This is a genomic window from uncultured Lentibacter sp., assembly GCF_937123735.1.
Taxonomy (GTDB): Bacteria; Pseudomonadota; Alphaproteobacteria; order Rhodobacterales; family Rhodobacteraceae; genus Lentibacter.
In genome coordinates this window covers 76515-91566 of the sequence record NZ_CAKZKL010000028.1, presented here as the reverse complement: position 1 = coordinate 91566, position 15052 = coordinate 76515, and the positions used below count along the sequence as shown (strand labels likewise).

Here is a 15052-nt window from a genome sequence, read left to right as displayed (position 1 = left end):
TTTACAGAAAGTGAGACCCCACATGGCCAGAGAAACCCAGCAAAAAGCCGCCGCTGCCGCCGCCCTCGTGCAAGAGGTGAGTGCCGTTGTGCTTGCCGAACCTGCCGCCGCCGAGGCCGTGGTGCCCATGAGCGACGCCAAGGGTGCCCTCAGCAAGGAGATCAAGCAGCGCCTTGCGGAGCTTGACATGCGCGACACCCAGTCGATTGTCAGCTTCGGCTCTGCGGCACAGGCCGAGCTGCAAGTGATCAGCCAATCCATGTTACAAGGCGTGCGCAACAAGGATGTCGGCCCCGCCGGCGACAGCCTGCGCGGCATTGTCACCACCATTCGCGGCTTTTCCGTGAGCGAGCTGGACGTGCGCCGCGAGCGCAGCTGGTGGGAAAAGCTGCTGGGCCGCGCCGCACCCTTCGCCAAGTTCACCGCCAAGTTCGAAGCGGTGCAACATCAGATCGACCGCATCACAGAAAGCCTTCTGGAGCATGAGCACACGCTTTTGAAAGACATCAAATCGCTCGATCTGCTCTATGAAAAAACTCTCGCCTTCTACGATGAGCTGGCGCTCTATATCGCTGCTGGCGAAGAGAAACTCCGCCAGCTTGACAGCAAAGACATCCCCGCACTGGAAGCCAAGGTCGAGAAAGCCGCCGAGAAAGACAAGGTCATGCGCGCCCAGGAGCTGCGCGATCTGCGCGCCGCGCGCGATGATCTGGAGCGCCGCGTGCATGATCTGAAGCTTACCCGCCAGGTCACCATGCAGTCGCTTCCCTCCATCCGGCTTGTGCAGGAAAACGACAAATCCCTCGTCACCAAGATCAACTCCACATTGGTCAACACTGTGCCGCTCTGGGAAACCCAGCTTGCGCAGGCCGTGACAATCCAGCGCTCCGCCGAGGCCGCCGCCGCCGTGCGCGATGCCAATGATCTCACCAACGAGCTCCTGACAGCCAACGCCCAGAACCTGCGCGACAGCAACCGGATGATCCGCCAGGAAATGGAGCGCGGCGTGTTTGACATCGAAGCCGTGAAACAAGCCAACGCCGACCTCATAGGCACCATCGAGGAAAGCTTGCAAATCGCCGATGCTGGCAAGGCCAAACGCGCCAGCGCCGAAGCCGAGTTGCAGAAAATGGAAGTGGAGCTGCGCAACACCCTCGCTGCGGCACGGGCGCGCAAAACCGGCACGGGCGATACCGCCGCCACCTCGGTTCCGGCGGCTTAGCCAATGCCCTGCGCCCGCGCCCTTGCCACTGCTCAACCGGCTGATCTGCCAGCAGACATGCCGGCTGGTCTGCCAGCCCGGCGGCGTGGCGGGCCTGCGCTCGTTGGGCCGCTTCTGGCGGGCCTGTTGGGGCTGGGGCTGCTGGGGGGCTGCGGTATGGGTCCGCCGCCATCCGGGCAAGAGGCCGCAGATCTGATCGGCGCGCCGCCTGCCCCCTCCCCGCGCGCGCGCGCACTGGCCGGCTATTACCAACGCCTGCAAAGGCACTTGCTGGCACAGGGCCTGCTGCGCCGTGACGGCGGGGGGCCTGACACAGGGTTTCGCAGCCTCGATCTGGCCCGCAACTTCACAGCGATTGCCTTTTATGACGAGCATTCCGGCGGCGAGCTCAGCCAGAGCCGTGCCGAGGTCAGCCGGTTTCATCCCTGGCGTGGCCCGGTGCGCATCGCGGGCTATTTTGGCCCCTCCGTCAGCGCCGCGCAGCGCAGCCAAGATAGCGAAACCCTGCGCAGCTATGCCAGCAGGCTTGCCCGCATCACCGCACAGCCGATCACAACCGACGCTGCGAACCCCAATTTCCATGTGCTCTTTATGGGTGCCGATGACAATGACGCCCTGCGCGAAACCGTCCGCAAGGTCTGGCCCGATTTTCCCGCTTCACGGCTCGACCGGCTCACCCAGCTGCCGCGCGACATCTACTGCCTCGTGCACACAAACACCCCGTCAGCGGCGTGGGGCCGCGAACGCGCCATCGCGCTCATCCGCGCCGAACACCCTGATCTCATGCGCCTCTCGTGCATTCACGAAGAGCTCGCCCAAGGGCTTGGCCTCTCCAACGACAGCCCCTTTGCGCGCCCCTCCATCTTCAATGATGACGAGGAGTTTGCCACGCTCACAAGCCATGACGAGCTGCTGCTCAAAATGCTCTATGACCCGCGCCTCAAAAGCGGCATGAGCCTTGAGGCCGCCCAGCCCATCATCCGCCAAATCGCGCAGGAGCTGGCCGGGGAGATCGGCTCTTAACAAGATCATCCAGTGCAAACGTATCAGTAAAGGAAGCCGGACATGGGCATTTTTGATTTTTTGACAGGCGAGTTCATCGACGTCATCCATTGGGTCGATGACAGCCGCGACACCATGGTCTGGCGCTTTGAGCGCGAGGGCCATGAAATCAAATACGGCGCCAAACTCACCGTGCGCGAAGGCCAGGCGGCGGTCTTCGTCCATGAAGGCCAGCTGGCCGATGTCTTCACCCCCGGTCTCTACCTGCTTGAGACCAACAACATGCCGCTGCTGAGCACCCTCAACCATTGGGACCACGGCTTTGAAAGCCCGTTCAAATCCGAAATCTACTTCGTCAACACCACCCGGTTTTCCAACCTCAAATGGGGCACCAAGAATCCGATCATGGTCCGCGACCCCGAGTTTGGCCCGCTGCGGTTGCGCGCCTTTGGAACCTACACCATCAAGGTCAGCGATCCGGCGCGCTTTCTGACAGAAATCGTCGGCACAGATGGCGAATTCACCATGGATGAAATCAGCTACCAGATCCGCAATATCATCGTGCAAGAGGTCTCCCGCAGGCTCGCGCTGGCAGATATTCCCGCACTTGATATGGCCGCCAACAGCCGCGAGCTGGGCCAGCTTGTCGCCCGCGAAATCAGCCCGCATCTCGCCACCTATGGCCTGAGCATTCCAGAACTTTACATCGAAAACATCTCCCTGCCGGAGGCCGTCGAAGCGGTCCTGGACAAGCGCAGCGCCATGGGCATGATCGGAGATCTCTCCTCCTACATGCGCTTTCAGGCCGCCGAGAGCCTCACGGCACAGGCTGGCGCAGGGGCGCTTCAGGCCGGAGTTGGCGCCGGGCTGGGGATGCAAATCGCCCGCGAAGCCGCGCAAGGGCCTTGGGGGCAAGCCGCCCAAACCAACCTCGCGCCGCCCCCAGCGCCTGCCGAGCCGGTCTGGCACATCGCCGAGAAGGGCGAGACAAAAGGCCCCTTCTCGCGCGCCTCTCTGGGACGCATGGCTGCCGAGGGCGCGCTCGCGCGCGACACATTGGTCTGGACAGCGGGGCAGGACGGCTGGAAAAAAGCATCCGAGCTCTCAGCGCTGGCCACCCTCTTCACAATCCTGCCACCGCCCCCGCCCCCCGCGTAAGCCCTTTCTTATTGCCCCAAATATCCTCGCCGAAGGCCTAGAATCTCTTGTCGCACCCAGAGCCAAAAAGCGTCACAGCCGAACACCGCTTCCCCTGCGCCGCTTGCGGGGCTGACCACCGCTTTGATGCAGGCCATGACCGCCTCATCTGCGATCACTGCGGCAACACAGAGGCCATCGGCCTCACCCGCGGCGCGGCCATCCGCGAGCTTGATTTTGAGGCCGCGCTGCACGCCGCCCTGCCCGCACAGGACATCGAGGAAACCCGCGTTTGCAAATGTCCCAACTGCGCGGCCGAGGTCGCGTTTGACGCCACCCTGCACGCCGCCGAATGCCCCTTCTGCGCCACACCCGTGGTGACAGATACGGGGGTGCACCGCCACATCAAGCCGCGCGGTGTGCTGCCTTTCGCGCTGGATGAACGCGCCGCCCGCGCCGCCATGACAGACTGGCTCGCCAGCCTCTGGTTCGCCCCCAAAGGCTTGCAGGCCTATGCCCGCAAGGGCCGTGCCATGTCCGGTATCTATGTGCCCTATTGGACATTTGATGCCGACACCGCCTCGCGCTACACGGGCGCGCGGGGCACGGTCTACTACGAGACCATCACGGTCATGCGCGATGGCAAGCGCCAGCGCCAGCAAGTCGCCAAAATCCGCTGGTCGCCCGTGCGGGGCCGCGTTGCACGCTTTTTTGATGATGTGCTGGTGCTCGCCTCGCGCTCTTTGCCCAAGCGCTTCACCGATGCGCTGGAGCCATGGGATCTGGCCGCCCTTGAGCCCTATCGCCCAGAGTATCTCGCCGGTTTTCGGGCCGAGGGCTACGCCGTCCTGCTGCCCGAAGGGTACACAGAGGCGCGCGAGAAAATGGCCCGGATCATCGAACGCGATGTCAAGTTTGACATCGGCGGCGACCGTCAGCAGATCCACGAAATCAAGACCGACGTGAAAGATGTCACCTTCAAACATATCCTGCTGCCCGTCTGGCTGGCCGCCTATAAATACCGGGGGCGCAGCTTCCGCTTTGTGGTCAACGGGCGCACAGGCCGCGTGCAGGGCGAGCGGCCCTATTGCATCTGGAAAATCACTCTCGCGGTGCTGGCAGGGCTTATCGTGGCGGGCGCAATCGGCTATCTCTACGGGCTTGAGCAAGGAGCCTTCTGATGACAGCCGATCATGCAACCCTCGATGCCATCTTCGCCGCGCGCCACTCCTGCCGCGCCTACCTTCCCAAGCCTGTTGAGACAGTGCTCATCGAGCAGGCTGTCGCCACAGCCGCCCGCGCGCCCTCCTGGTGCAACGCCCAGCCCTGGCAGCTCTTGATCACCTCCCCCGATGAGACCGCCCGCCTCGGCGCAGCGCTCCACACCCACGCCCAAACCCACGCAATGCAGCCCGACCTGCCCTGGCCGGCAAGCTACTCGGGCGTTTACAAATCCCGCCGCTTTGACTGCGGTATGCAGCTCTATGACGCCGCGGGCATCCCGCGCGAGGACAAACCTGCGCGGGCCGCACAAATGCTTGAGAATTTTCGCTTTTTTGGCGCACCACATATGGCGCTCATCACGTCCCCCGCAGAATTGGGGGCTTACGGCGCTTTGGATTGCGGTGGCTTTGTCACCGCCTTCTGCGCCGCCCTCGGCAGCCTTGGCCTTGCCAGCATTCCTCAGGCCGCACCCGCAGGCCACGCCCCCTTTCTGCGCGACTGGTTTGACTTGCCCCAAGACCGCCTCATCCTCTGCGCCATCTCTTTTGGCCATGCCGACAGCGCCGCGCCGCTCAATCGCTTCCGCACCCCACGCGCACCGCTCTCTGAGGTGATCGACTGGCGCTGAGCGCGCCGGACCGGCCCAGCCAAAGACACGGTGCGCAAGGCTCTAGGAGCGCTGCACCGCCACAAGCCCGAGCTTGCGCGCGGCCCAAAGCGAGAGCACCGCGCTGTCCAGCCCCTCAGCGCTCTGAAAGCGGCGAATGGCGGCGCGGGTGCGTGTGTCCATCTGCCCGCTCAATGCCCCTGCATAGAGCCCGCGTGCCTTAAGCGCGCGTTGCAGGCTGGCAATAATGTCCGGGGTAAGCCTGTCCTGACAAGGGATCTCAAACCAAATCTCTTGCCGTTCCTGAACGATCGCCTGCCGCCGCTGCTCGCGGTAGACCGGCGGGCGCAGCACGTTCCCCTCTGCATCCCGTTGGCCGGGTTGCACCAGCACACGCTCCAACACGGTCTCGACAATTGCCGGGCGCACATCCTTGCCCCAACAGGAGTCCGGGTCCCGCCCGGCGGGGAGCGCGCTGTAACTCTGGGGCGCAGATGCCAGCGCACCGACAGCCTGCCCGCCCGGCTCTGCACAGCCCGCCACTATGATGATCGCGACCCATGCGCCGCACGCTACCCGTTTCAAACCGAATTCGCCCCTAACCGCCACACAGCCGCGCCTCTGGGCCAGAGCTTAAGCAGAAAACCACCCCACGCAAAGCACCGAACAGCGCGGCGGGGCCAAAGCTTTTTGAGCTGTGGCAGGATTGCGCAGAAAATTTAGGGCTGGCAGCCCCCCGAAAGCTTTTGTAACAACACCCAAGACATCTCTTTCAGGAGCCCGCAGCAATGGCCAAAATCACCTATATCGAACACAACGGCACCGAACACACCGTCGAGGTGGCCGCCGGACTCACTGTCATGGAAGGGGCCCGCGACAACAATATCCCCGGCATCGAAGCCGATTGCGGCGGCGCTTGCGCCTGCTCCACCTGCCACGTCTATGTGCATCCGGACTGGGTCGAAAAAATTCCGGGCAAGGACGATATGGAAGAAGACATGCTCGACTTCGCCTTTGCCCCGGATGCCACCCGCTCGCGGCTGACCTGCCAGATCAAAGTCACCGACGCCCTGGATGGTCTGATCGTGCAAATGCCCGAAAAACAGATCTGAGAACGCCCTCAAATGCGCCCGGCAAGCCCCGGGCGCAGCGGCACAGCCTATGAAGCCATCACCCGGCAGACCAAAAGAGCGCGCTTCCCCGCGCCCCTCCGGCATGGCATAAACTCGCATGGTCTGTTCCAGAAGCCTTCTCCTTCTTGCCCTCCTTGCGCTGGCGGCCTGTGGCCGCCCGCAGGCCACGGGATTTTCCCAACCGGTGCCAGAAGCCACGGTCCAAACCATCTATGTTGCCACCCTGCGCCTCCCGTCTCAAAGAGGGGCGATGTTTGGCAAAGACCGCTCGGACACCATGACCTACGCCCGGGCCAATATTTCCATTCCCCCCGGCCATGAAACCGGCCAAATCGAACGCGGCAGCGGCCGGATCAATGCAACCCACCACTTCGCGCCGCTCAGCGTAACCCGGCTCAACGGGAACGAGGCGCTTGCCAAACAACTTGCCAACGCACGCACGGCCCAACACGAGCCGCTCCTGCTCTATGTGCACGGCTATAACAACACCCTGGAAGATGCCGCCTTTCGCCTCGCCCAGATCCAACATGACTTTGACCTGCCCAACCCGTCGCTGCTCTTCGCATGGCCCTCCGCAGGCGACCCCTTGGGCTATGCCTATGACCGCGACTCCGTGCTCTTCGCCCGCAGCGATCTGGCGCAGCTTCTGGAGACACTCAACCGCACCACAAACAGCCGTATAATCCTGCTCGGCCATTCCCTGGGCAGCCACCTCGTCATGGAAGCGCTGCGGCAACTGGCCCTGGAGGGCAAATCACGGCCCTTGGCCGCGCTGGACGCAGTGGTGCTCATGTCGCCCGATATTGACCCGGATGTCTTTCGCAAACAGGCCCGCGAAATCGGCCCGCTGCCCCAACCCTTCGTGATCATGACCAGCCAGAAAGACCGCGTCCTCAATCTGGCCGCGCTGTTGACGGGTGATAAAACACGGTTGGGCCGCCTGCAAGATAACGCAGATATGCGCAACTTGAACGTCACCGTGCTAGACTTCTCTCCCTTTGAAGCGGGCACAAGCGCAGGGCATATGGTGCCGGTCTCCTCACCCGCCGCCATCCGCTTCCTCCGCCGCCTCACCGATGGCGCAGGTCAAGCGCGCACCGAATTCTCTCAATTTGCCTTGCAGAAGCCCTAAATTTACCCCCCCAAGACACCATACGACAAATAATGTTAAGCCGCTGGGCAAAAGAAAAAGGCGTCTGCCACCCTGTTCTGGCCTGCCCAAACGCACATATCACTGTCAATCGGCGCGGCCTAAATTGAAGCCTGCTGAAAAAACAAGGTTTTGCGCGGCCTTCGGCCACGCCCCGCCGGGCGGCACACAGGCACAAGCGGGGGCCAGCCCCCGCACACAGGCACAGGCGGGGGCCAGCCCCCGCACCCCCGGGATATTTAGGGCAATAAGAAAGGGCAGCCCCGACGAGCTGCCCCCAAGGCAAAAGCCTTTCTCATTGCACGGTCATCGGCGTCCCCGCCTGTACCGTAACGCCAGTCTGAACTCGCTTGGTTAAAAAAGCGTTTCGTTCTTTCTTATTGCTACAAATATCCCCGCCGGAGGCTCCAAGAGGTCCACAAGCGCATCCCCTCGATTGGCTCGTCACGCCTGCCATACGCCCGAGGCGGCGCCAAAGGCGACGGCGAGACATCCTGCGCGCCGCAAGGCGCACAATTTGATCACCCCTCCATGGCCTCAAGTTCGTCGATGAAGCCGGAAATCATGCTCAGGCCCTTGGCCCAGAACTTCGGATCGGTCGCGTCGAGTCCGAAGGGCGCGAGCAGCTCGGTGTGATGTTTGGAGCCGCCGGCCTTGAGCATCTCGAAATACTTGTCCTGAAAGCCTTCAGGGCTTTCTTCATAAACCGCGTAGAGCGCGTTCACCAGGCCATCGCCAAAGGCATAGGCATAGACATAGAACGGTGAGTGCACGAAATGCGGGATATAGGCCCAGAAGTGTTCATAGCCCTCCATGAACTCAAACGCCGGCCCGAGGCTTTCGCCCTGCACAGACATCCAGAGCGCGCCGATGTCTTCAGGTGTCAGCTCACCCTGCCGGCGTGCGGCGTGGAGCTTGCATTCAAAGTCATAAAAGGCGATCTGGCGCACGACCGTGTTGATCATGTCCTCAACCTTGCCCGCCAGCATCACACGGCGCTCTGCATCACTCTTGGCCTCGCCCAGCATCTTGCGGAAGGTCAGCATTTCGCCAAAGACGCTTGCTGTTTCGGCCAGTGTCAGCGGCGTTGACGAGAGCATCTCGCCCTGTTCTGCCGCCAGCACCTGGTGGACGCCATGCCCCAGCTCATGGGCCAGCGTCATCACATCGCGCGGCTTGCCGAGGTAGTTCAGCATCACATAGGGGTGCACATCGGTCACCGTGGGGTGCGCGAAGGCCCCCGGCGCCTTGCCCGGTTTCACGCCCGCATCGATCCAGCCCTTGGTAAAGAACGGCTCCGCAATCTCGGCCATGCGCGCATCAAACCCGGCATAAGCGCTCATCACGGTTTCGCGCGCAGCTTCCCAGCCGACACTGCGTTTGTCTTCCATCGGCAGGGGTGCGTTGCGGTCCCAGATCTGAAGTTTGTGCAGCCCGAGCCACTTGCGCTTCAGCTCGTAGTAACGGTGGCTCAGCTTTGGGTAGGCCTTCACAACCGCGTCGCGCAGCGCTTGCACCACTTCGGCTTCCACATCGTTTGACAGGTGCCGCCCTGTCTGTGCTGTGGGCATACCCCGCCAGCGGTCGACGATCTCTTTTTCCTTGGCCTGGGTGTTGTGCACACGGGCGAAGGTCTTGATATTGCTGCCAAAGACATCGGCCAGCTCGCGCGCCGCCGCCTCACGCGTTGCGCGGGTCTCGTCGGTCAGAAGGTTGAGCGTGCCTTCGATGTTGAGCGGCTCGCCATCGACCTCAAATTCAAGCCCTGCAATGGTCTCGTCAAACATCCGCTCCCAGGCATCGCCCACAACGCCCATATCATGAAGGAATTTCTCCAGCTCGTCAGAGAGCTGGTAAGGCTTCATCGCACGGATGCGCTCAAACACCGGCTTGTAGCGCGCCAGCGCGGCGTTCTGTGCGAAAAGCCCCTCCAGAACACCGTCTTCCAGGCGGTTCAGCTCCAGCGTGAAAAACACCAGAGGCGTGGTGAAAGTGGTGATCTTTTCCTGCGTGTCCGAAAGAAACTTCGCCCGCCCCGCATCCACCGTGAGCTGGTAGTATCGCAGCCCCGCAAAAGACATGATCCGCCCGGCAATCGCACTGATCTTCTCGTTGCGCAGAACGCAGGTGAGAAAGCCCTCTGCATCGAGATCGGCGAGCTTGCCCTCATAATCGGCGGCAAAGCGCGCGCATTCTTCCTCAAGCCAGGCCAGGTCGCGCTGAAGCTCCGGCGCATCCTCGCCGGTATAAAGATCGCTCAGGTCCCATTCGGGAAGATCCCCAAGGCCATCTGCGCCCGAAGCGGCGTTTGCATCACGAACGGGAAACGGAAGTTGAAACATCTCTGAGCGCCTCTTTGTGTCTGTTGGATCAGACATAAACCCCGCGCCAGCCGATCTCAAGGCGCAGCGCCGCTCATTCCAAGAAGAACTGCACCATTTCATCCAGCACCGAAGCGCGCATGGCCGCCCGCTCCATCAAAACTTCGTGCTCGGCCCCTTCAACCATGCTGAGCCGCCCGCTGGGCCAGCGGCGCATCCGGTCGGTGATCCGCGTCCCATCGACAATGCGCTCACATGTGCCAAGGAACGTTATGGTGCGCCTCTGGGGCGAAGGCATCCTGTGCAGCGCGCGGGTTTCGCGCAGCGCCTCGGCCAGCCATTGCAGCGATGGCCCCGCCAGCGTCAGCTCCGGATGCGCCTGAGCCTGGCGCACCATATAGGCCCACATCGCAGGATCCGTGGTGAGCATGTTGTCCTCAAACGGGTCGGCAAGCACATAGGTTTCGCTCTTTGTGCCGGGGGCAAACTGCGCGCCCTGCCCAAGGGTTTGCGCAAGGTTGCTCAGCGCCCAGGCCACAGGGCGCATCTGCGGCGCAAGATAGATGCCCCACATCGGTGCCGAAAACGCCGCCGCCTGCACCTCAAGGCCCTCATAGAGCGCTCTGAGGCCAATGCAGCCGCCCATGGAATGCCCAAGCAAGAAGTAGGGCTCTGCGGCCCCTTCGGCCTTGGCCACCGCCACCATGGCGCGCACATCGCGCTGATAATCGCCAAAGCGGCCCACATGGCCAAGCAGTGGCGGCTCGGCCAGCCGATCAGCCAGCCCCTGCCCGCGCCAATCTATCGCCAGCGTGGCAAGGCCCCGTTCGGCCAGCTCGCCTGCGGTGCGGCCGTATTTCTCGCAGTATTCCGTGCGCCCCGGCATCAACAGCACCGTGCCGCGCGCGCCCTCCTTGGGCCAGTGCACCGCCCGCAAGCGCAGGCCATCCTCGGCCGTGAGCCAGAGCGCATATCCGCCCTCTGGCCCCTCGGCCAGCGCCTCAAAGAAGGGAGCCGCCTGTGTCACTGCCTGTGTCACTTAAGCCAGAACCCCGCCCAGCTGCATGGCCAGCCCCATGTTGCCATCCACGCTCAGCTTGCCGCTCATGAAGGCAGAGGTTGCGTTCATATCGCCGGTGAGGATCGCCTCAAAAACATCACGGTCCGCCGAAAGCGTCACATCGGCGTCCTCATCACCCGCGCGCGCGCCATCGGCGTCGATCAGCACAGCGCCTTCGCCGTTGATCACAAATTTGGCCGTGCCCGCATCAAAGCCCGCGCCAGCCAGCTTCTCGTTGAGCGCCTTCACAGCCCCGTCAATCACATCACTCATGGATCATTCCTTCACATTGTTGCGACAAAGCCTTGTGTCGGCCCTGCCAGTGGTTATCCTGACCCTACTATGAGAAATCCTGCTGTCTATCTCAAACCTGCCGTCGCGGCATTTCTGCTCTGGCTCACGCCGGGTCACCCGGGCCTTGCCCAAACGCAGCCGCAAAACCCGCCCGAAAACCACACCCAAGAGCCGAGCGCCACGGCGCCAGACAGCGCCGCCGACAACACAATCGCCACCCTGCTTGAGCGCCTGCGCACAGCACCGGCGGGCGAAGCGGCGACACTCGCGCGCACCATCGAACTCAAGTGGTCCGCCTCGGGCTCGCCCACGGCCGATCTGTTGCTCAAGCGCGGCCAAGACGCGCTTGAAGCCTCCCAGCCGCAGCGCGCCATAGAGCATTTCACCGCCCTGACAGACCATGCCCCCGCCTTTGCCGAAGGCTGGCATGGCCGCGCACAGGCCTTTTTTGCCAGCGGGGCCTATGGGCTGGCGCTGAGCGATCTGCGCACAGCGCTCGCGCTCAATCCCCAACATTTCGGAGCGATCTACGGCCTTGCCGCCCTTCTGGAGCAACTTGAAAAGCCCCAAGAGGCCCATGCGGCCTACAAGATCCTCTTGAACCTCTACCCTGCACATGAGAAAGCCCTTGAGGGCGTCGCCCGCCTGTCGCCGTCTGTCAACGGTGTGGCGCTCTAAACGCCCGTTCTCTGCCTCCTGCCCCAGCCAAAAAGAGTGTCCCGACATGACCCAGCAAAAGCGCATCACAGCGGTGCTCGGGCCGACCAATACGGGCAAAACCCACTACGCCATCGAGCGGATGCTCGGCTATCGTACCGGTGTGATCGGCCTGCCCCTGCGCCTTCTGGCACGCGAGGTCTATGACAAGATCGTCGCAGTGCGCGGCCCCTCGGTGGTGGCGCTGATCACCGGAGAAGAGCGGATCTTGCCCACCCGGGCGCAATATTACGTCTGCACAGTAGAGGCCATGCCCGAGGGTATGGCCGCCGATTTTGTCGCCATAGATGAAATCCAGCTCTGCGCCGATCCGGAGCGCGGCCATATCTTCACCGACAGGCTGCTGCGCAGCCGGGGGATCAATGAAACGCTGTTTCTCGGCTCTGATTCCATGCGCGGCATCATCCGCGCGCTGGTGCCGGAGGCCGATTTTCTGGGCCGCGCGCGCCTGTCCCAGCTCGTCTATGGCGGCTCCAAAAAGATCAGCCGGATGCAGGCGCGCTCGGCCATTGTCAGCTTCTCGGTGGAAAATGTCTACGCCATCGCCGAGCTGCTCAAGCGCCAGAAAGGCGGCGCAGCCGTGGTCATGGGCGCGCTCTCCCCACGCACCCGCAACGCACAGGTTGAGCTTTACCAGAACGGCGATGTGGATTTCCTCGTCGCCACCGATGCCATCGGCATGGGCCTCAACCTCGACATCAACCATGTCGCCTTCTCCGCCACCGCTAAGTTTGACGGCCGCCGCATGCGCCAGCTCATGCCCCACGAGCTGGGCCAGATCGCCGGGCGCGCGGGGCGTGGCATGTCGCACGGCTCCTTTGGGGTCACCGGCGAAGCCGCGCCGCTGGAGGATGGCGTCGCCCAGGCGATCATGGAGCACCGCTTTGCGCCGGTCAAAAAGATCATCTGGCGCAACCCTCGGCTGCAATTCGGCCAAATTGACGCGCTGATCCACTCGCTGGAGGAAAGCCCGCAAGACGAGCTGCTCGTCAAGGCCCGCGAGGCCGATGACCTCGCCGCGCTCAAAACCCTCGCCGCCGAGGCCGAACCGCGTGCGCGCGCCTCCGATGCCGCCTCCGTGCGCCTGCTCTGGGATGTCTGCTGCGTGCCGGATTTCCGCTCCATCTCCTCGTCCGAACATGCGGCCCTCCTGGGGCAGATCTTTGCCCATCTGCACGAGCGCGGCGAGCTGCCCGAAGACTGGATCGCACGGCACATCAAACAGATCGACCGCCCCGCCGGCGACATCGACACATTGTCCAAACGGCTGGCTTTTATTCGCACTTGGACCTATGTGGCACAGCGAAAAGGCTGGACACGCGACGATTCTCATTGGCGCGAGACGACTCGCGCTGTAGAAGACCGCCTGTCAGATGCGCTTCACGAGGCGCTGACCCAGAGATTTGTCGACAGGCGCACATCTGTGCTCCTGCGGCGCCTAAAACAAAAGGAGGCCATGTTGGCCGAGGTAAATGAAAACGGTGAAGTGACGGTCGAAGGCGAATTCGTCGGCCGTCTTGAAGGGTTCCGCTTCTCGCAGGACAAATCCGCAGCAGGCCAGGAGGCCAAGACCCTCAAGGCAGCCAGCCTCGCGGCGCTCGCGCCCCATTTCCATCTGCTCGCAGACCGGTTCTACAACGCCCCTGACACCGAGATCGACTTTACCGAGCAAGGCGGCCTCATGTGGGGAAACCAGGCCGTTGGCAAGCTGCTCAAAGGCTCCGAGGCGCTCAAACCCACCGTAAAGGCCTTTGTCGACGACGAGGCCGGCGCAGACGTGGCCGAAAAAGTCACCCGCCGTCTCCAACATTTCATTGACCGCAAAATCGCCGCCGGTTTTGAGCCGCTGCTCAACCTCAGCCGCGACGAAGCCCTCACCGGCCTCGCGCGCGGCTTTGCCTTCCAGATGGTTGAAGGCTTGGGCATCCTGCCCCGCGCCTCCGTGGCCAACGAAGTGAAAGCGCTCGATCAGGACGCCCGCTCTGCCCTGCGCAAACACGGCATCCGCTTTGGCCAGTTCACCATCTTCCAGCCCCTTCTGCTCAAGCCCGCGCCCACGCGCCTGCGCCTTGTGCTCTGGTCGCTTGCGCAAGATCTTGCCGAGTTCCCCGAAAGCCCGCCCGCCGGCCTCGTGACCGTGCCCAATATGTCGGCGCAGCCCGCCGGCACAGACACAATGGCCGGCTACCGCAACGCCGGAACCCGCGCGATCCGCATCGACATGCTTGAGCGCCTCGCCGATATGCTCCGCTCCGAAGACAGCCGTGGCGGTTTTGAAGCCAAAGCCGATATGCTCTCCATCACCGGCATGACGCTGGAGCAATTCGCCGACCTTATGGCAGGCCTCGGCTACAAAGCCGACAAGGGCGAGCGCGTGAAAGTCAAGGCGGCCCCCGCCGAGGCGCAAGCCGCTCCGCAAGCCACAGAGGCTGCTACAGAGGCCGCCACCGAGGAAACAGCTCCCCTCGAAGCCGCTGTAGAAGCGCCTGTAGAGGCCGAAACGCCCACGCCAGCCGAACCCGAAGCAAAAGCCGAAGACGCCCCCGAGATGGAGGTCTTTTATACCTTCACCTGGGGTGGCAACCGTGGCAACGCCCGCCCACGCGGCAAGCCCGCAGGCCAAGGCGACGCCCCGCGCGGCAAAGGCAAGCCCCAGCGCAAGGGCAAACCGCAAGGCAAAGACCGCGGCAAGCCCCAGGGCGCTCAGAGCTATCAGGCCCGCCCGCCCAAGGAAAAAGCGATCGACCCTGACAACCCCTTCGCCGCCGCACTCATGGGCCTCACCAAGAAAGACTGATGGCCGAGGCGCTCCAAAGCCCCGAAAAGCTGCGGCTGGACAAATGGCTCTGGCATGCGCGGTTTTTCAAAACCCGTGGCCTCTCTGCCAAGCAGGTCTCAGGGGGCCATTGTCGGGTGAACAGCCAAAAGGTGCTCAAGCCCGCCCATGCGGTGACGGCGGGCGATGTGCTCACCTTCTCACAAGGCGCGCAGATTCGCGTGGTCAGGATCGTTGCTCTGGGCACACGCCGGGGCCCCGCCCCCGAGGCACAGGCCCTCTATGAGGACCTCACACCCCCCCGCGCGCCGCGCGCGCCCGAGCCGGCCCGCACAGGCCCCCGCCCCACCAAGAAAGACCGCCGCCACATCGCCGCGTTCAAAGACAGCCTCGACACCGAACACTAGCC

Annotated in this window: 14 protein-coding genes; 10 read left to right on the top strand and 4 right to left on the bottom strand. The window is 63.1% G+C overall.

Translation table 11 applies throughout. From position 1 onward, the window contains the following. Positions 1 to 22 precede the first annotated feature (22 nt). From Q0478_RS07850 to Q0478_RS07830, 5 genes are read left to right on the top strand one after another with little or no spacing between them, the layout of a single operon-like run. Entirely contained in the window at positions 23 to 1222 is a 1200-nt protein-coding gene (locus tag Q0478_RS07850; protein WP_298678006.1) for a toxic anion resistance protein, read from the top strand. Positions 1223 to 1279: 57 nt separating this feature from the next. Beyond that, entirely contained in the window at positions 1280 to 2245 is a 966-nt protein-coding gene (locus Q0478_RS07845; protein WP_298678004.1) for a DUF2927 domain-containing protein, read from the top strand. Between the two features lie 42 nt (positions 2246 to 2287). Continuing rightward, positions 2288 to 3382 (top strand): SPFH domain-containing protein, encoded by a 1095-nt coding sequence (locus Q0478_RS07840; RefSeq protein ID WP_298678002.1) that lies wholly within the window; start codon positions 2288 to 2290, stop codon positions 3380 to 3382. A 47-nt stretch (positions 3383 to 3429) separates the two neighbouring features. Continuing rightward, on the top strand, positions 3430 to 4542 hold the full coding sequence (locus Q0478_RS07835) for a primosomal protein N' (replication factor Y) - superfamily II helicase (RefSeq protein WP_298678000.1): 1113 nt from the start codon (positions 3430 to 3432) through the stop codon (positions 4540 to 4542). Continuing rightward, complete coding sequence (locus tag Q0478_RS07830; protein ID WP_298677998.1) at positions 4542 to 5213, top strand: nitroreductase; 672 nt, start codon at positions 4542 to 4544, stop codon at positions 5211 to 5213. Before Q0478_RS07835 ends, Q0478_RS07830 begins: the two co-directional genes overlap by 1 nt. Before the next feature lie 42 nt (positions 5214 to 5255). Here Q0478_RS07830 and Q0478_RS07825 read toward each other — a convergent pair whose 3' ends face one another. After that, the gene (locus Q0478_RS07825) at positions 5256 to 5777 is read right to left on the bottom strand and encodes a peptidoglycan-binding domain-containing protein (protein ID WP_298677996.1); all 522 of its coding nucleotides are present in this window, start codon (positions 5775 to 5777) and stop codon (positions 5256 to 5258) included. 203 nt (positions 5778 to 5980) lie between these two features. On the opposite strand from Q0478_RS07825, the gene Q0478_RS07820 reads away from it, so the two are divergent. Continuing rightward, positions 5981 to 6304 (top strand): 2Fe-2S iron-sulfur cluster-binding protein, encoded by a 324-nt coding sequence (locus Q0478_RS07820; RefSeq protein WP_298677994.1) that lies wholly within the window; start codon positions 5981 to 5983, stop codon positions 6302 to 6304. A 271-nt stretch (positions 6305 to 6575) separates the two neighbouring features. Further along, entirely contained in the window at positions 6576 to 7457 is an 882-nt protein-coding gene (locus Q0478_RS07815; RefSeq protein ID WP_298677992.1) for an alpha/beta fold hydrolase, read from the top strand. Positions 7458 to 7996: 539 nt separating this feature from the next. Here the strand turns inward: Q0478_RS07815 and Q0478_RS07810 are convergent. From Q0478_RS07810 to Q0478_RS07800, 3 genes are all read right to left on the bottom strand, one after another. Then, entirely contained in the window at positions 7997 to 9817 is a 1821-nt protein-coding gene (locus Q0478_RS07810) for a M3 family oligoendopeptidase (RefSeq protein ID WP_298677990.1), read from the bottom strand. Between the two features lie 73 nt (positions 9818 to 9890). Further along, complete coding sequence (locus Q0478_RS07805; protein WP_298677987.1) at positions 9891 to 10823, bottom strand: alpha/beta fold hydrolase; 933 nt, start codon at positions 10821 to 10823, stop codon at positions 9891 to 9893. A 12-nt stretch (positions 10824 to 10835) separates the two neighbouring features. Next, the gene (locus Q0478_RS07800) at positions 10836 to 11129 is read right to left on the bottom strand and encodes an SCP2 sterol-binding domain-containing protein (protein WP_298677984.1); all 294 of its coding nucleotides are present in this window, start codon (positions 11127 to 11129) and stop codon (positions 10836 to 10838) included. 69 nt (positions 11130 to 11198) lie between these two features. Between Q0478_RS07800 and Q0478_RS07795 the strand changes: the two genes are divergently transcribed. Genes Q0478_RS07795 through Q0478_RS07785 form a run of 3 tightly spaced genes read left to right on the top strand, consistent with a single transcriptional unit; the run spans position 11199 to position 15050 of the window. Continuing rightward, on the top strand, positions 11199 to 11828 hold the full coding sequence (locus Q0478_RS07795) for a tetratricopeptide repeat protein (RefSeq protein WP_298677982.1): 630 nt from the start codon (positions 11199 to 11201) through the stop codon (positions 11826 to 11828). A gap of 46 nt (positions 11829 to 11874) precedes the next feature. Further along, complete coding sequence (locus Q0478_RS07790; RefSeq protein WP_298677980.1) at positions 11875 to 14664, top strand: helicase-related protein; 2790 nt, start codon at positions 11875 to 11877, stop codon at positions 14662 to 14664. After that, positions 14664 to 15050, top strand: a complete 387-nt coding sequence (locus Q0478_RS07785; protein ID WP_298677978.1) for an RNA-binding S4 domain-containing protein — start codon at positions 14664 to 14666, stop codon at positions 15048 to 15050. Before Q0478_RS07790 ends, Q0478_RS07785 begins: the two co-directional genes overlap by 1 nt. The last annotated feature ends 2 nt before the right edge of the window (positions 15051 to 15052 follow it).